Genomic DNA, 17,782 nt, shown 5'->3' with positions numbered 1-17,782 from the left:
CTTTGTTATTTTACTTTTAGCGGAATACCCGATACCATCAGGTATACTTCGTTTGCACGCTCTGCAATATATTGATTCATCCAGCCTTGCAGGTCGGTGAATTTTCGCTGAACAGGATTTTCGGGCATACCGCCCAGACCTATCTCATTGGTGACAAATATAAAGGTAGCCTCTTGTTGTACCAGGACATTAAACTCAGCTTTCGCTTCTTCAAGCGATTGCTCAATGGCGCTATCATTATCGAAAAAGAAGTTGGTTAACCACAGGGTGATACAATCAATTAGTACGGTTTTGCCTTCGAATTTATGTTTCGACAGCTCTTTTTCTTCTTCTATATTGACCCATTCATTACCTCGGTCGGCTTTGTGACGCTCTATTCTTAGTTGATGTTCTTCATCCCAAATTCTTGAGGTAGCCAGGTAAATGGGATTTGGAGATAACTGCAGTGCCATATTTTGTGCATGAGAGCTTTTGCCTGAACGTTGTCCGCCTGTTATAAGAATGATTTTTGCCATTATGCTTTAATAAATTTTACTTTCTGATACTTTTCAGAGTGAATTGTGGCTTTAACAATACAACCAAAGGATAAATCAAGGCTGAAGACTTTTGTTTCCGGTATTTGAAGGTACCTGATCAGAAAGGCACGGATAATTCCCGAATGTGTAACTAAAGCAATGGTGTCGTCAGAGTCGGTATTAAGTCCGTCAATAAAAGCATTTGTTCGCTCAAGTAGCTGTCTGAAGCTTTCTCCATTGGGAACCTGATTGTTAATGTAGTCATCACTCCATTGATTCATTTCATTCCGGGGTATGGCTTCCCAGGGTTTACCTTCCCAATCACCAAAGTCAATCTCTTTAAGAAGATTACTGTATGTAATTTCATGTTCGGGAAATAATTCTTCAGCAAGCTTTTTACAGCGTACCAGCGGACTGGCAAATACCTGTTTGAAATCTATAGCTGCCAGGTGTGTTTTAATAGCATCAGCTTCTTTTTTAAACGAATCAATAATGTTTAAATCGAGCTGTCCATAGCATATGCCTTTGTCGATGTCGGGGGTTGTATGCCTGATTAACCAGATGTCCATTTAAAAGATGTTGTTTAATTGAATGTCAAAGGAATATTGATGTGCCTGGTAGTTTGCAACAGCCAGAATTGTCAGGTAAATAACAACTTCAGTAACTTGTTGTATGCTACCTAAACAGTCACCTGTGTAACCACCAATCCACTTTTTAAAATAGCGTTCCAGCCAAAATTTGGCAATAAAAGCAGGTAAAAGAACGACAAAATACAAGGCATCACCAAATAAAAGTAAAACAGGAAGAGAAAGCATAAAAGCCAATGCCAGATCTTTGTTTTGAAGTGATTTGGTGATAGGTTTTGATTTACTGCTTTCATCTTCCCTGACATAGTTTAATGAATGCATTGTCCACACGGCCATTAGGCGGCTTATTACATGTGACGAGATAATTGATTTAATGACCAAATCGGCTTGTATTTCATTAATTGCCACGAATTTCAGCAGTAATAAAAGAAATATGCCAATCGCACCATAAGCTCCCACTCTGGAATCCTTCATGATAAGAAGGATCCTCTCCCTGGTCCAGCCACCACCAAAAGCATCGCAGACATCGGCAAAGCCATCCTCATGAAAGGCACCTGTTAGCAATACCGATGTGATCATTGACAGGATAACAGCTACTGTACCTGGTAAAAATAGTGAAGCAAGGTAGAATACCAATGCAGTGATACTGCCGACAAGCAATCCCACAATTGGCAGGTAACGATTGCATCGATTCAGGTTCTCTTGCGAAAAGGCTATTTTAAATGGAATGGGTATACGTGTGAAAAAGCCAAAAGCGGTAAGCAGCAGGTTAATTTGTTGTTTCATCGTTCTTCCGTCCTCTGTTTATTATAAATTACTCACTCCGGCGTCATCAAAACTACTCATCTCATTGATGAAATTAACAGCCGACTGAATAATTGGGAAAGCAACTGCCGAGCCGGTTCCTTCGCCTAGGCGCATGCCTAAATGAAGAATTGGTTCGGCCTTCAGGTGCTGAAGCATCAATTTATGACCTTGTTCATTGGACTCGTGGGCAAACAAGCAATACTCAGTTACATGAGGGTTAATAGCATGGGCTGCAATGAGGGCTGATGTGGCGATAAAGCCGTCTGATAGAATAATCATTTTTAGTTCAGCAGCTTTTAAAATAGCGCCACAAATAGTTGCTATTTCATATCCGCCAAACGTGGCTAAAATCTGCACGGCATCTGTTGTGTCGGTATGTAAGGCTAAGGCTTTTTCAATAACTGCTGCTTTGTGTTGAATACCTTCAGCATCAAGTCCTGTGCCTGCACCTGACGCTTCAGATGCACTGTAGCCGGCATATTTGCAGAGCAAGGCTGTTGCTGCAGTTGTATTGCCTATGCCCATCTCGCCAAAGCCAACAATGTTAGTGCCGTTTTTATGAAGTTTCTCGATCACTGAGGCACCGTTTTTCATGGCGGTTTCACACTCTTGCACTGTCATGGCAGGTTCAACAGCGAAATTGCGAGTCCCTTTTCTCACTTTTAAATCCAACAGTTGCTCCGATGGTTCAAAGTCAAAATTGACACCAGTATCGGCCACCAGTAAATTAATGCTGTGCTGACGGCAAAATACATTGATGGCGGCCCCGCCACCTAAAAAGTTCATAACCATCTGAAAGGTTACTTCCTGTGGGAAAGGACTTACTTTTTCCTGGGTAATGCCATGGTCGCCCGCACAAACCAATATAGATGGTTTATTGAGTTGCGGTGACAAGGTGTTTTGAATACGGCTCACTTTAAAAGCGATCTTCTCCAATGTGCCCAACGAACCCAGAGGCTTGGTCTTTAAATCGATTTTCTTCCGGATTTGCTCATCCAGACTTTTTTCAACAGTAGTGATTTTTGACTCCTGCATTGTTAATTGTTTAATAGTTTAACATGCTTCAGGAGGATACATGAAAGGCATTAGCTTAAAGCTAATCATTTTCACTTTACCCCGAAGTATCATGTTAAGGCAGGTCTTCTGGCTTACCTCAGTCTTGTTACCTTCCCATCGGCCCAAAGCAGATAGTGGTATACTACAAAACTTGTTCAATGAGGCTTACAGCTACGGGGATAGCTCCGGAATTTGCAAACTGCAGCACCGGATTCCCATTTTAAGCTTTATGCACCTTAACAGTTGCAAAAATAGAAATAATAGAGCTTAAGACCTTAGTTCTGGCCGAAATTATCTGTTGCACTTACCAGTGTTTGTGAATCAGTGATTAAGCATGCAGTTAAACACACGCCTGAATTTCACATTGTTATTGCAGATCTTACAGTCGGGAAGTGGCGAGGACAAAAAGGGATTACATTGCTTTAGTATCATCACCATTGAGTATCCAACATATGCTCTTTCTTGGCATTATCCATATCAAGAACTGAAATATAAATGTCTTTGTCAGGCATTAGCTTTTTCAGCTCGTGGTAAATGATTTTAGCAGGCATGGCATCTGTTGAAAAATCATTCATGTAATGATAAACCGAATACAGGTAAATGGAATTATCAACCGCCTTAAGCATATAATAGTCAATAATCGAGCCTCTGTTAAAGCGTATGTTGTCAATGGCCCGGCTTACATCCTCAATAATATTTTGTGGTGTTTGAGGCGATAGCTTAATGCGATTATCTCTTTGAGTACTTATTAGCTCTGCATCATCATTGAGATAATCACTATGCACATTAATTTCTTCGTTATATCTGATTATAAAGCCGTCTTCACAGTCGTACTCATGCCTTTTTGATGCGTCACGAAATACCCTGTCAACAATGTGCTTGGGAGGATATGGTTTCAGAACCCTGAAATTAAGTGAGTCGCCTAGTTCCAGATCCTGACCCATTACATAGTCGATCTTATCAAAGTAGGTGATATCATTGTGCTGGTAATAATACTTAAGCGTATAGACTTCGTAGCGTCCTCCTTTAAAGATACTTTCGCCATATACTTTTCCAGGTGCAATGGCATTAAATACCAAAACATAGTAGTACAGGTAGATAACTACCACATTAAGTACCAGTATTGATGATATAATAATGGTACGCATCCGAAATTTTCTGCGTTCTTCGTTAGAGCTGTATTGGTTCATGGGTAAGGTAGGTTTGTTGGTTTACAATTCTTTAAAAAGCGGGTGCCTATTTAATTGATCTTTATCTGTTTTTTCTCCGTTGTTGTGAGCAATTAATAATCCTTCTTCCATCAGGTATTCATTGTTGCTGATGGCAAGTTTCTTCAGGCCTTCAGAAAAGCCTTCGTTCATCATCTGCCCGGCACGTAGGGGAAATTCGAGTAATGCCGGATAGTTTTTTTCATCCTCAGGGTGATCGTGATACTGTTTGCAGCTGGCCTCTGACATTGATAAATATATACGACAAGCCATTGGGCGGGCAGGATAGGCTCTGCAGGCACCGTTCTTCAGCAAGGGGCAGGGGAGTTTACTTTTTTCCAGTTCTGACTGGGATAAACGCCCTCGTTTCTGGTAGTTGTCAAAAGCATTTTGAAGCACCTCTTTCTGTTCGTCTTCACTCATGTTGAGCTGGATAAACTGCCACAGATAATGAAATTCGTGTGAAACACCAAAAATAGGCTGATGACAGCACCAGCTGCAGCCTTTACGACAATTGATGGTTACATTGTGCTTTTGAGCTTCCTCGCTCAAGGCGCCAATAAGACCTTCCATGGCGTCTTGCTCCTGTCTGGTTGCCTGCCATAATTTCTTCTCATCAAGAGTGTCAACAATGGTGTCTGCTAGTCGTAAGCCATCCTGAAAAAAGGCCTTGTCGGTATCTGAGAGTTCTGATTTATTCATTGTGCTAATTTGCTTGTTACCATTAGGCTTGTATTACGAATTGGAGTTAATGTGCGACTGTTTTTTGCCGTGTTAATGCATATTAACCGTTTTTAAATAACGAACCAAGCTTGTTACAAAAGTAATAATTATTTAAAGCAAAAAGGGTGACCAGTTTATTGCCGGTCACCCTTTCGCTTATTTTATTGTTTAGCTATTTTGAGGGAGCCAAAGGATATGTATTAAAAATTTTATTAATGATCCTGTCAACTGATTCTTCCGTTAGTTTCTTTCCATTTTTAGCTGCACCACTGGCTCTTCCTTGCCAGATCAACTCTTTTTTCTCACGGTCGATAATATCAATAATGATGGTACCTTCGGTATGTGTGTCATAGCTAACCTTATTAACACCTGTGTTTAAACCCCATCCATATGGGTAATATGTGCTGCCATAATAGAAATTGTCATTACGTTGCAATGATGTTGTCTCCTTGGTTTGTGTCTTGATCATCACCTTAACCAGCAAATCCGGGCTCTTGTTTTCGTTATAGCCTCTTCTTGTCATTTGCTTATTAATCGCTGAATGCAGCCATCCTTTGGTATTGTCATTGACAGGCATTGATTTCATATGCTGCAACACCATAAAGTTGCTGTAGCTGTCAAACTTGGCATTAGGATCAAAGTCAGAGTATATCTCTGTTGTTTTACATGCGCTTAATGAGCCAATGATAAGTGTTATAAATAGAATGTTCTTCAATTTCATGTATTTGAGTTTTAGGTTTAATTCAACTTCTCTTTAAAATATTATGTCTCTCCAAAATTAAGTTTGGCTTAAAAGTAACATTTTTGAGCATAAAAATGGCAGTGCTGAAGAAAGCACTGCCATCAAATGTTTTAATATTATGCCGGGCGTGATTTAATAATAAGTTGTCAGCCCGCTGAAACAAAGGGCAATATCAGTGTATAATGCAAGCTTTTGACGCCACTTTGCTTCTTCGTCAAAGGTTTTTACATATTGTAAAATGTTTCAAAGGCCTTCATCACATATGTATGATCATTTGTACCACCTAACTCACGAACCGAGTGCATACCCAGCATAGGGTTACCTATATCTACGGTACGAATATCAATTTTACCTGTAGAAACGTTTCCAAGAGTTGAGCCACCCACCATGTCAGAGCGATTGACAAACTTTTGAACAGGTACATCGGCTTGTTTACAAATCGATTCAAATATGGCTCCACTTTCACCATCGGTAGTGTACTTTTGGTTAGCATGGATTTTGATAACAGGACCTGCATTCATAAGCGGATGAAGCACAGGATCATGTTTTTCAGGATGATTAGGGTGAACAGAGTGCGCCATATCAGCCGAAATCATAAATGACTTATAAATGGTACGCTGGTAATCTTCCTGTGATTTGCCCAGTTTTTCCATTATGCGTTCAATTATGTTGCGTAATACTGGCGAACCGGCACCTTGCTTGGTTACACTGCCAACCTCTTCATTGTCAAATACGCAAAGAATGTTGGTTGATGCGGGGTTATCGCTTGCCACTAATGCTTTTAATCCGGCGTGTACCATTGCCAGATCATCAAGTTTAGGCGACGAAATAAACTCCTGATTCGGACCAACAAGGCATCCTTTTTCGTATTCATATACAAACAGATCAAAGTCAAGAATGTCCTCGCTGTTGACTTTTAACTCATCGGCAATAAGTTTAAGAAGGTAGTTCTCCTTTTCAAGCGTGTCTTTTACAATGGTCATTAGTGGTAACATATCAACCTGCTTGTTAAGCTCAATGCCATCGTTAACACTACGATTAAGGTGAATTGCTACACTAGGGATGATCAATAACGGCTTTCTGAAATCAACCAACTGGTGCTTTGGGTTTAAAGCATCTTCACCTTTTAGTAAAACACGTCCGGCCAATGATAGTGGACGATCGAGCCAGCTCATCAGAATAGGACCTCCGTATACTTCGGTATTTAGTTTAAGGTATTTGTTGTCCACAAGCATTTCGGGCTGTGGCTTAATTTTGAAACCTGGTGAATCACTGTGTGCACTAACCAGTTTTAAACCAATATTTTCTGTTTCATCAGTTCCGATTTGAAAAGCAAATAATGCCGAACCACTTTTGGTCGTGTAATATTTACCACCTTTGGTTATATTCCAGGGAGAAGTAATGTCAAGGTATTCATAGCCATTTGCCTCCAGTTCTTTTGCCGTATTTTCTACAACATGAAAGGCCGTTGGACTTTGATGGATAAACTCAATTAATTCTTCTGCCAGTTTAATCTCTTGTGCCATTATAATATGTTTATGGATGTTATCAAAAATGGCAAGATATAGATTTTCAGATTCAGATAAGATGAGAAAGGTCATTTATTGCTTAGAATCGGCTATGGTATCGATAAGAGGATTCTACACAATGAAAAATCCAATAGCAGTATCATAGTATGATGTTTGGCGATTCTCCAATTTAGCCGATAAATTCCTTCAGAACTGATTTACAGCTTATAATTACAAACCATGGATCAATCGGATTTAGCTTCGCTGATTTTCAACTAACAGATTATAATGGCTTTGGCTTAGGAATTTGCCTGATTACTAAGTTCAACATTTAAATACCTTTCCCTTTCAAAGCAATAGTTTTGACAGAGCCTTGACATGTCTCCCGTCTGAGCAGGGACAAACGGCGCGAGCAGGCAGTGGAGAGATATACAAGAATGAAGGAGGAGATTGGCTTGTGTGAACGGAAGAATTCATCAAGGATGCCATGGTCTTAATCGTAACATGATCCGCTATCCGATAAATTCATTTAATCAATTGTATAAAACGAAAAAAAGCTGCTTCGACGGAAACAGCTTTTAATAATCTCATTAAATATAAATCTAATCTATGCTAGTTTTACATTTACCGCGTTTAAACCCTTACGGCCTTCTTGAAGCTCGTAAGTAACTTCATCGTTTTCTTTGATTTCGTCAATAAGACCTGTTACGTGCACAAAGTACTCTTTGTTGCTTTCTTCGTCTTTAATGAATCCGTATCCTTTAGAATCATTGAAGAACTTTACTGTACCTTTATTCATTTATAAAAAATTGTGAGGCGTATTTGTATTAAGGAGCCTCTTGTAAATAATTGTTCGGTAACAAATGTAGGAACATTTTTGACATATGTTCTCTTTTTACCGAGTATTTGATTCAAAAAACTTCAATTTATTTAAAAAACAACATAAATGCACTAAAAGTTAATGATTTATTAAAATTATTTTACTTGTTAGTCAAGGATTTAATTTTAAATGTTGATAACTCGTTTAATTTGCTGAAAGTGTATTTTTTCAGGAAATAGTATATTCGCTTTTAAAAAATTGCCCCAATTTTGTTTTTGATGCCTGGATCAGTTGTCTTGGTATTGTCAAAAAAAACAAAATTGAAGCCGATTATAGCATTAGTTAATAAAGTAGTCTGAATCCGCAGTAAAAGAAAGTCAATGATTGTTTGTATTGCTGAGAAACCGAGTGTAGCGAATGAAATTGCCCAGATAGTTGGTGCGAAATCCAGGCGTGATGGTTATTATGAAGGCAATAATTACCAGGTTACATGGACTTTTGGTCACCTTTGCACTCTTAAAGAGCCGCATGAATACCTGCCCGAATGGAAGCGTTGGAGCATGGGATGGTTGCCTATGATACCATCTCGTTTTGGTATAAAGCTGATAAGTGATTCGGGTATTGAAAAGCAGTTCAAAACCATTGAAAAGCTGGTACAAAATGCTGAAGAGGTTGTGAACTGTGGTGATGCCGGACAAGAGGGAGAGTTGATTCAGCGTTGGGTATTGCATAAAGCCGGTACTAAATGCCCCATTAAGCGACTTTGGATTTCTTCACTAACAGAAGAAGCGATCCGGGAAGGATTTGAGAAGCTTCGTTCAAACGATGAGTTTAATAATTTATATGCAGCTGGCACATCGAGGGCTATAGGTGATTGGCTGCTGGGAATTAATGCTACCAGGTTATATACCTTAAAATATGGCCAGCAAGGACAGGTGCTTTCCATCGGAAGGGTACAAACACCAACACTGGCATTGATCGTTGAACGTCAAAAAGCCATTGATAACTTCAAGCCTGAACCGTTTTGGGAGTTGAAGACTAAGTATCGTGATGTGGTGTTTTCGGCCACCAAAGGACGTTTTACAAAGAAAGAAGAAGGAGATACTTACCTTGAAACCATTAAGTCGACAGAATTTGAGGTGAAGGACTTCTCAAAAAAGAAAGGGAAAGAAGCACCTCCGCGCTTGTTTGACTTAACCTCATTACAGGTTGAGTGCAATAAAAAGTTTGGCTTCTCAGCTGAGGAAACGCTTAAAACTATTCAGTCCTTATATGAAAAGAAACTGACAACGTATCCGCGTGTTGACACCACTTTTCTTAGCGATGATATATATCCGAAAGTGCCAGGTATATTAAAGGGGATGAAAGATCATCATACCCTGACTGAGCCTTTGTTAAAAGCCAAGCTTAAGAAATCGAAGAAGGTCTTTGACGACAAAAAAGTAACAGATCACCATGCCATCATTCCCACAGGGGTTTATGCCAACAATATGAGTAGGGATGAAAAACTGGTGTATGAACTGGTCGCTCGTCGTTTTATTGCAGCTTTTTATCCCGATGCGACCATTTCCAATACCCAGGTGCTGGGCGATATTAACGGTGTTGATTTTAAGGCGACCGGTAAACAGTTGCTTGAGCCGGGCTGGCGCATTGTGTTTATGGATGGTAAAGAAGCTGAGAAAAAGCAGGATGATATAATGCCTGAGTTTACGGTTGGTGAAAAAGGGCCGCATGAGCCATTGTTGATAGAAAAAGAAACACAGCCTCCAAAGCCATATACCGAAGCGACCTTACTGCGCGCCATGGAAACGGCTGGTAAGCAGGTTGATGATGAAGAGTTACGCGATGCCATGAAAGAAAATGGTATAGGACGACCATCAACCCGCGCTGCTATTATCGAAACCATTACTCGTCGTAAATACATTACTAAGGTACGTAAGAATTTGCATCCTACTGTGACTGGCATTCAGTTGATTGATACCATTAAAAATGAGTTGCTGAAATCGGCCGAACTAACAGGTATATGGGAGAAGAAACTACGCGAGATTGAAAAAGGGCAATACGATGCCGGTGAGTTTATGAATGAGCTCAAGCAGATGGTATCTGATATTGTTTTTCATGTGAAGCACGACAGAAGTGAGAAGAAGATTGAAATAGTTACGGAGGAAGAAAAGAAAAAGAAAGCGACAAAGGAAAAAAGCGCTTCTAAACCCAAAGAACTGACTTGCCCTAAATGTAAGGAAGGGGTCATGCTGAAGGGAAAATCGGCCTGGGGCTGTTCCAAATATAAAGACGGATGCAAAACGCTTATCCCCTTTGAGTTCATGGGGAAGAAGCTAAGTGATAAGCAAATTGAGCAACTTATTATTAAAGGGCAAACAGCTAAGATCAAGGGATTTGCAGATGGTGACAACAAAGTTGACGGAGTAGTTAAGCTCGATGCTGAATTCAAATTGACTTTTGAAAAGACCGAAGCGGCCCTATGGATATGCCCTGTGTGTAAAGTAGGTACTGTTGTTAAAGGAAAGGCTGCTTATGGTTGTAATAACTTCAATAATGGATGTCGTTTGCGCATTCCTTTTGAGTTTTTGGGCAAAAAGTTAACCGAGAAACAGGTCGAAGCTTTAGTGCTGAAGCAAAAAACACCTCTTATTAAAGGCTTTATTAATCCGGATAACAATGAGGTGTTCAATGGCCGAATTATCATTAAGGAGGGTGGTCAACTCTCAGTTGAATAAGAATTCCACCAAATTACCCTCATTTGAACATATTTATCTGTTGCCAGAATGTCAGATTCTGCAATTTTGTAAGGAATAGTCAAATAAAAAGATCATGAAGAAGCTGTTTTTTGTCTTGCTTGTATCACTGTGTGCATTTGTGTCTGCACAAGATAAGCCGCATGTTTTTTTAATAATGACCGATCAGCAGAGGGGCGATTGTATTGGGAAAGAGAATCCAGATATAATAACACCTAATCTTGATAAGCTGGCTGATGACGGGGTTTGGTTTTCCAACGGATATTCCTCAGTTCCGAGTTGTACACCGGCACGCGCAGGATTGCTAACGGGTATGTCTCCCTGGAATCATGGTATGCTGGGTTACTATAAAGTGGCCGAACATTACAGATATGAGATGCCTCAGATGTTGCGGGACAATGGCTATTATACCCTTGGGATAGGTAAAATGCATTGGCACCCTCAGCGTAACCTGCATGGTTTTCACCAAACATTCCTGGATGAAAGCGGACGGGTTGAGTCGGATGATTTTGAGAGTGATTACAGAACGTGGTTCAGGGAGCAGGCGCCCCATTTAGATCCTGATGCCACAGGGATTGGCTGGAATGAACACAGGGCAGGGACTTATGTGTTGGCCGAAAATCTGCATCCGACATACTGGACAGCCCAAAAAGCTATTGATTTCGTAGAAACCTATGGTGAGGAAAAGCCTTTGTTTATGAAAGTGAGCTTTGCTCGTCCGCACAGCCCTTATGATCCGCCAAAACGTTACCTGGATATGTATGAAGGAGCCAGCATTCCCGAACCGTATATGGGAGAGTGGGCAGGTAAATTTGCTGATTATCCGGAAAGCAAGGATGCAGCATTTGGTGATTATGGAACGAACCATGCGCTTAATTCGCGCCGGCACTATTATGCTGCTATCACCTTTATTGATGAACAGATCGGACGCTTTATTAATGTGTTGAAAGAAAAAGACATGTATGATAATGCATTGATAATTTTCACCTCAGACCATGGCGATATGTTGGGAGACCACAACCACTGGCGCAAAACATATGCCTATGAAGGTTCAACCAAAGTGCCTTTTATTCTAAAGTGGCCTAAGAATCATACTGCCGGTGCGAAAACGTCTGGTGAACAATTGCATTGCGTTGAATTGCGTGATATTTTACCTACCATGCTTGATGCTAGCGGAGCAGAAGTTCCGGCAGAGATGGATGGCCAATCGATGATGAATATTGTTGAAGGAAAAGATGGTGAATGGCGTGAATTTATTGATCTGGAGCATGCGACAACCTACGATGAGCACAATTACTGGTGTGCCCTTACCGATGGAAAAATGAAATATGTCTGGTTTTTTAAAACAGGTGAAGAGCAATTATTCGACCTTATAAATGATAAGGGAGAAGAGCGCAATTTACTGACAGACGCTGCTTATAAAAAAGATATGAAGCAATGGCGTAAAAGAATGATCAGCCACCTTAGGGAGAGGGGTGAACCGTACGTGACAAAAGGAAAACTGACACCTTTCGATAAAAATATCCTGATCAGCCCGAATTATCCACAATAGGGCAAAGCTTTTAAAAAATATTAATTGCGGTATTACCTTTGTTTGGTAGCACCGCTTTTTTTATTTTTGGACATTCATCTCGAAATCTATCTTAGTATTATGACCAGGATCCAATATGAGATGATAGTATCAACATGATCAATGAAACATATGAAGTATTTCGCAATTACACTGATAACTATATTCATTTCTTTTTCTGCATCTTTTGTAACCCGGGTTATGGCGCAGGAGTCTATTCCTGAAGGAACAGAAAAAACAATTGTGGATGGGAAGGAGTATTATCTGCATAAAGTGCGTAAAAGCGAAGGCTTATATCGTATTGGGGTTATTTACGGCGTTTCACAAAAAGAAATATTAGAAGAGAACCCTTCTGCTGCTTTTGGCTTAAAACTGGGGCAGATTATAAAGGTACCTGTAATTAAAGGTCGAAATAGTACTCAAGAACAGCTACAGAACGAAAAATACATTTACCATACCGTCGAGCCGGGTCAAACCGTTTTTTACATCGCTAATAAGTACCGGGTTGACAAGCAGGATATTTATGACAATAACCCCGGAAGTGAGGAAACTTTGTTGTTGGGCACAATCATCAAAATACCTAAGCAAGAGGTGCGTCGCGAAAATGAGGATAAACGTGAAGATGGCTATTATGTGCATAAGGTTGAGCCCAAAGAGACATTGTATGGTATTGCCCGACGTTATAAGCTCCGTGTTGAAGATATTCTGAAGCATAATGAAGGGCTTGAATCGGGCATGCTAAAAACAGGGACTTATGTGCGTATTCCAGCTGATTCGATTAACAAGGAACAGCCTGTTCTGACAGAGAAAATAGAGGGAACGGAAGATGCCTTGTATTTCTATCACAAAATTCAGCCTGGTGAAACATTGTTCAGTATTGCTGATAAATACAATGCCAAACAAAATGAAGTGGCAGTGGCCAATAGTTCCATACATGCCAATGACTTGCCGGTTGGTTATATACTTCGAATACCCAAATCAAGCATTAAAGCAGCAAAGGAAAACAAATTTGCGGGAGAGGCTGGTCTGATCAATCACAAAATAAAGAAACGTGAGTATTTGTACGATGTTGCTAAAAAGTACGATGTTCCGTCGGAGATGATTGAGAAAGTAAATGAAGCAGCCGGCATTGATCTTAATAAATGGCGTAAGGGAATGGTTATTAAAGTGCCTTCCAAGCAATGGGTTGAGCAGTATTATGAGTCAGAACGTCAGGCTAAGGAAGTTGATACAGATCGTAGTTCTGAAGCTGTTTTTGCTTTCGAGAAAAAAGAGTGCGACAATTATGATTATAGTCTGACTAAGCCAACCCTTAAGGTGGCCTTGCTTTTACCTTTTAACGTAGAGGCTACGCGAAAAATGAATTTCAAACACGAGGAAGTTGATGGGGAAATTGTTGAGATAGCCAGAGAAAAGCGTCGATTGTCCATGCGTTCAAAGGTGTTTGTGGAGTTTTACCAGGGAACATTGCTGGCCCTTGAAAGACTTAAAGAGGAAGGTGTAAATGTCGATTTATTTGTGTTTGATACAGCACCGGATAGCAGCAGGATTCAGGAAATATTGCAAAAACCGGAAATGCTGTATGCCGATCTGATCATTGGTCCGGCTCAGTCATCTAACCTGAAGTATGTATCTGATTTCTCTAAGAAGCATAATATTCCATTGGTGTTCCCTTTATCAACCTTGGATCAGGCAATGGATAACAACCCTTTGTTATTTCAGGCTAATCCTTCAGATACCTTAGTGTTCGATAAAATGGCCACTCAAATGATCCAAAGCTCTAGGGGAAATCGCCTGGTTATGATTCGAACAGAGAGTGTGGATAACAAATTTGAACAGCGTTTAAGCCAAACGATCAGGGATAAAGTGTATTGGGAGAGTTTTAAGAATGGTGAGGTGCCTGACTTTGTTGAGTACAAGTTTAAGCAGGATGACCTGGTGAGCCTTGAGCGTATGTTTGATAAGAATAAGGGCAATACGATCATCATCCCATCAAAAGAAGAAGCGCAGGTAAACCGCATCGTTACCACCGTAAAGGGAGCTGCCGATAAAACAAAAGCCGATGTAACACTTTGGGGCTTGCCGGGGTGGATGAAGTTTAATACAATTAACCCAGAAGATATACATAAGTTAAACGGTCATATCTTTAGTAATTATGCGGTGGATTATAACAATGAAATAAACGATGAGCGCATTAAAGCTTATCGCCATTGGTTTAAAACAGAGCCTTTTGCCATTTCTCCGTTTTTCCAGACTGCTTCTGTACAGTCAAATATGAGTCGTTACAGTTTATGGGGGCATGATGTGACCTACTACTTCATTAGTGCATTACGCGATTATGGGGCGGATTTCCCTCATTGTGTGCAGCATCATCATCCGCATACAATTCAATCAAAGATGAACTATTTACGCGTGTCAAACTGGGGTGGATTTTATAACCAGGGATTATTTATATTGAAGTTTAACCCTGATTTCACCCTGGACATTGAAGATCTGCAATAAGTATTAAAAAGATAAATTTACCCGAAGCTGATGGCATCTCGCTGTCAGCTTTTTTATGCTATCTTTGCACAAATTTTAATGAATGGTTTCAATTAATCAGTTAACAGTTGATTTTGGTGGCTTCAAACTATTTGAAGACGTATCTTTTTTGATCAATAACAAAGACCGTATTGGTTTGATCGGTAAAAACGGAGCTGGTAAGTCAACTTTACTAAAGATCATTTCAGGTCATCAGGAGCCTACTGCAGGCACAGTATCCTTGCCCAGAGGTGCTAAAATAGGGTATCTTCCTCAGCATATGAAGTATGATGATACCCGTACAGTGGTTGAGGAGGTTGAGCTTGCATTTGCAGAGCTGAAAGGTTTGGAGAAAAAGATAGCGGATATCAATTTAGAGATAGCCGAACGCACCGATTATGAATCGGAATCATACATGGCACTTCTTGACAAGCTGAATGAGTATAATGAGCGTTTTAACCTGTTGGGGGGAAGTAACCATGAGGCTTTAATTGAAACCACATTAAAAGGATTAGGCTTTGAGCGAAGCGACTTCGGTCGTAATACAGGTGAATTCAGCGGAGGTTGGCGAATGCGCATAGAACTGGCAAAAATTCTGCTTGAGCAACCTGATATTTTCCTGCTTGATGAGCCCACTAACCATTTGGATATTGATTCGATACAATGGCTGGAGGACTTCTTAAAGACATATAGCGGAGCTGTAGTGCTTATATCGCACGATAAAGCATTTTTGGATAATATAACCAAGCGTAGTATTGAAATATCCCTTGGCAGGATCTATGATTACAAAGCCAGTTATTCAAAATTTATAGAGTTGCGCAAGGAAAGGCGTGAACAGCAGTTGAATGCCTTTACCAATCAGCAGAAAAAGATTGAGGATACCGAAAAATTTATAGAACGATTCAGGTATAAGGCAACCAAGGCCGTGCAGGTGCAATCGCGTATTAAGCAGTTGGAGAAGCTGGACCGGATTGAGGTCGATGAATTTGACAACTCAGCCTTGAATATAAAATTTCCTCCTGCTCCTCGTTCAGGAACCGTTGTGGTAAAAGGAGAAGAAGTTACTAAGTCGTATGGTGACCTGCTGGTGCTCAATGAAGTGGATTTGACCATAGAGCGCGGGGAAAAGGTTGCTTTTGTTGGTCGTAACGGCGAGGGTAAAACAACAATGGCCCGCATCATAATGAGCGAACTGGCCCATCAGGGTAAGTTAACCATGGGGCACAATGTTAAGATAGGCTACTTTGCCCAGGACCAGGCCGAGCGACTGGATGAAAGTCATACGGTGTTTGAAACCATAGACCTGGTAGCCGTAGGCGATATCAGAACCAAGGTGCGTGATCTGTTAGGTGCTTTTATGTTTTCGGGCGAAGATGTGGATAAAAAGGTATCGGTGCTTTCAGGAGGTGAGCGAACACGTTTGGCAATGGTTAAATTATTGCTGGAGCCGGTCAATTTGCTTATTCTCGATGAGCCGACCAATCACCTTGACATGCGTTCCAAAGATATTCTCAAGCAGGCATTGCGTGATTTTGATGGTACAGTCATTCTGGTTTCCCATGATCGTGAATTTTTAGATGGTCTTGTTGATAAAGTTTACGAGTTTCGTCATAAAAAAATTAAGGAACACCTGGGGGGTATTTACAGCTTTTTGGAGAAAAAGAAGATGGAAAGTCTTAATGAGTTGAATGCATCCATTGCTTCTAAAAAGAATGAATCACCAAAACAGGAAAGCTCAAAAGGTAAACTGTCATTTGAAGAACGAAAAGAACTTAATAAGCAAATAAAGAAAGCCGAGCGACAGGTTGAGCAGAGTGAAGCGAATATAGCAAAGCTAGAAGAGAAGATCGAGGAGTTGAATACCAGGATAAGCCTGCCCGAGAATGCATCTGATACAAATTTGTTTACCGAATACAAAGAAACTGAGACCGCATTGGAAAGTGAGATGACATCGTGGGAGGAGGCAAATGAGAACCTTGAGAAACTGCAGCAGCAGAAAGCAGAGCTGGATTAAATGCAACTAAGAAATTAAATTAACACATCACGGGCAACTAACAATACAAATTACAACTATGTCAAAGCAAGAGAAGGAACAACAAATGATATTCGGTATTCGTGCCGTACAGGAAGCCATTAGTGCAGGAAAAGAGATTGAAAAAGTGATGCTTAAGAAAGGTCTGCAGGGGACCCTGTTTCAAAACTTTCTTGATCTTGTTCGTGCCAACAACATACCATTTCAGTTTGTTCCAATTGAAAAGCTGAATCGTATCACACGCCAAAATCATCAGGGAGTAATTGCGATGATCTCGCCTGTTACATACCAGGACGCCGAGCAGCTGATTCCATCCTTATTTGATGAAGGAAAGGATCCGTTTGTATTAGTTCTTGACCATATTACCGATGTGCGTAACTTTGGCGCAATAGCCCGTACTGCTGAATGTGCAGGGGTTGATGCTATCATTATTCCGGAAACAGGCGCTGCTGCCGTTACATCTGATGCCATCAAAACATCAGCAGGAGCTTTACACACCATACCGGTTTGTCGCGTTCGCAGTCTTATTTCAACTGTGGAGTTTCTGCAGAATAGCGGACTTAAAGTTGTTGCTGCAACAGAGAAAGGTGCTATTGACTATGATAAAGCCAATTATCGCGGACCAATTGCATTGGTTATGGGAGCCGAGGACAGAGGGGTAAATCCTAAAATTTTAGCTGCTGCCGAGATCAAAAGTAAGATACCGATTCTCGGCGATATTGAATCGCTTAACGTATCCGTAGCTGCAGGCATATTAATGTATGAAATTGTTAAAGTAAGGGAGTAATTTAACGGTTTTGTAAGTTTTAATTGATATAAAGTTAAAATTTAACATTTCTACCGTTTATAGGTTAAAACACCTGTAAATACTCGGGAATAGACAAAGTTATACCTCTATTTTAGTCATAAAAAACAGGCCTTTCATCCTGAAAAATTTG

14 protein-coding genes and 1 riboswitch are annotated in these 17,782 nt (G+C 40.4%); of the genes, 5 read left to right on the top strand and 9 right to left on the bottom strand.

The window, feature by feature from the left end; genetic code table 11:
- Positions 1-5: 5 nt before the first annotated feature.
- From cobU to ACRD69_RS10465, 9 genes are all read right to left on the bottom strand, one after another.
- Positions 6-515 carry a bifunctional adenosylcobinamide kinase/adenosylcobinamide-phosphate guanylyltransferase gene (cobU, locus tag ACRD69_RS10505; protein WP_430815037.1) on the bottom strand — a complete coding sequence of 170 codons (510 nt, stop codon included), beginning with the start codon at positions 513-515 and terminating at the stop codon, positions 6-8.
- A complete protein-coding gene (cobC, locus tag ACRD69_RS10500; RefSeq protein WP_430815036.1) occupies positions 515-1,084 on the bottom strand; it encodes an alpha-ribazole phosphatase in 570 nt (189 codons plus the stop codon). Before cobC ends, cobU begins: the two co-directional genes overlap by 1 nt.
- Positions 1,085-1,888, bottom strand: coding sequence for an adenosylcobinamide-GDP ribazoletransferase (locus tag ACRD69_RS10495; RefSeq protein ID WP_430815035.1), 804 nt, complete (start codon positions 1,886-1,888; stop codon positions 1,085-1,087).
- Between the two features lie 21 nt (positions 1,889-1,909).
- The gene (gene cobT, locus ACRD69_RS10490) at positions 1,910-2,944 is read right to left on the bottom strand and encodes a nicotinate-nucleotide--dimethylbenzimidazole phosphoribosyltransferase (RefSeq protein ID WP_430815034.1); all 1,035 of its coding nucleotides are present in this window, start codon (positions 2,942-2,944) and stop codon (positions 1,910-1,912) included.
- Between the two features lie 81 nt (positions 2,945-3,025).
- A riboswitch (cobalamin riboswitch) is annotated at positions 3,026-3,219 on the bottom strand.
- 177 nt (positions 3,220-3,396) lie between these two features.
- Positions 3,397-4,155, bottom strand: coding sequence for a hypothetical protein (locus ACRD69_RS10485; protein WP_430815033.1), 759 nt, complete (start codon positions 4,153-4,155; stop codon positions 3,397-3,399).
- 21 nt (positions 4,156-4,176) lie between these two features.
- On the bottom strand, positions 4,177-4,875 hold the full coding sequence (locus tag ACRD69_RS10480) for a YkgJ family cysteine cluster protein (RefSeq protein WP_430815032.1): 699 nt from the start codon (positions 4,873-4,875) through the stop codon (positions 4,177-4,179).
- Between the two features lie 193 nt (positions 4,876-5,068).
- On the bottom strand, positions 5,069-5,617 hold the full coding sequence (locus tag ACRD69_RS10475; RefSeq protein ID WP_430815031.1) for a DUF4136 domain-containing protein: 549 nt from the start codon (positions 5,615-5,617) through the stop codon (positions 5,069-5,071).
- A 245-nt stretch (positions 5,618-5,862) separates the two neighbouring features.
- Positions 5,863-7,164 (bottom strand): M18 family aminopeptidase, encoded by a 1,302-nt coding sequence (locus ACRD69_RS10470; protein ID WP_430815030.1) that lies wholly within the window; start codon positions 7,162-7,164, stop codon positions 5,863-5,865.
- Positions 7,165-7,753: 589 nt separating this feature from the next.
- Positions 7,754-7,945, bottom strand: a complete 192-nt coding sequence (locus ACRD69_RS10465; protein WP_212189250.1) for a cold-shock protein — start codon at positions 7,943-7,945, stop codon at positions 7,754-7,756.
- A 401-nt stretch (positions 7,946-8,346) separates the two neighbouring features.
- Here ACRD69_RS10465 and ACRD69_RS10460 point away from each other — a divergent pair, with 401 nt between their 5' ends.
- The 5 genes from ACRD69_RS10460 to rlmB all read left to right on the top strand — a co-directional run bounded on the left by ACRD69_RS10460 (position 8,347) and on the right by rlmB (position 17,631).
- Positions 8,347-10,704 (top strand): type IA DNA topoisomerase, encoded by a 2,358-nt coding sequence (locus ACRD69_RS10460; protein ID WP_430815029.1) that lies wholly within the window; start codon positions 8,347-8,349, stop codon positions 10,702-10,704.
- Positions 10,705-10,798: 94 nt separating this feature from the next.
- Positions 10,799-12,274 carry an arylsulfatase gene (locus ACRD69_RS10455; protein WP_430815028.1) on the top strand — a complete coding sequence of 492 codons (1,476 nt, stop codon included), beginning with the start codon at positions 10,799-10,801 and terminating at the stop codon, positions 12,272-12,274.
- Between the two features lie 150 nt (positions 12,275-12,424).
- Positions 12,425-14,794: an amino acid ABC transporter substrate-binding protein gene (locus tag ACRD69_RS10450; RefSeq protein ID WP_430815027.1), complete on the top strand. Its 2,370-nt coding sequence runs from the start codon at positions 12,425-12,427 to the stop codon at positions 14,792-14,794.
- 82 nt (positions 14,795-14,876) lie between these two features.
- Positions 14,877-16,826 (top strand): ABC-F family ATP-binding cassette domain-containing protein, encoded by a 1,950-nt coding sequence (locus ACRD69_RS10445; protein WP_430815026.1) that lies wholly within the window; start codon positions 14,877-14,879, stop codon positions 16,824-16,826.
- A 58-nt stretch (positions 16,827-16,884) separates the two neighbouring features.
- Complete coding sequence (gene rlmB, locus ACRD69_RS10440) at positions 16,885-17,631, top strand: 23S rRNA (guanosine(2251)-2'-O)-methyltransferase RlmB (RefSeq protein WP_430815025.1); 747 nt, start codon at positions 16,885-16,887, stop codon at positions 17,629-17,631.
- Positions 17,632-17,782: the final 151 nt, after the last annotated feature.

The sequence above is a fragment of the Carboxylicivirga agarovorans genome (assembly GCF_050589845.1).
Classification (GTDB): Bacteria; Bacteroidota; Bacteroidia; order Bacteroidales; family Marinilabiliaceae; genus Carboxylicivirga; species Carboxylicivirga agarovorans.
This window is presented reverse-complemented; position numbering and strand designations above follow the sequence as displayed.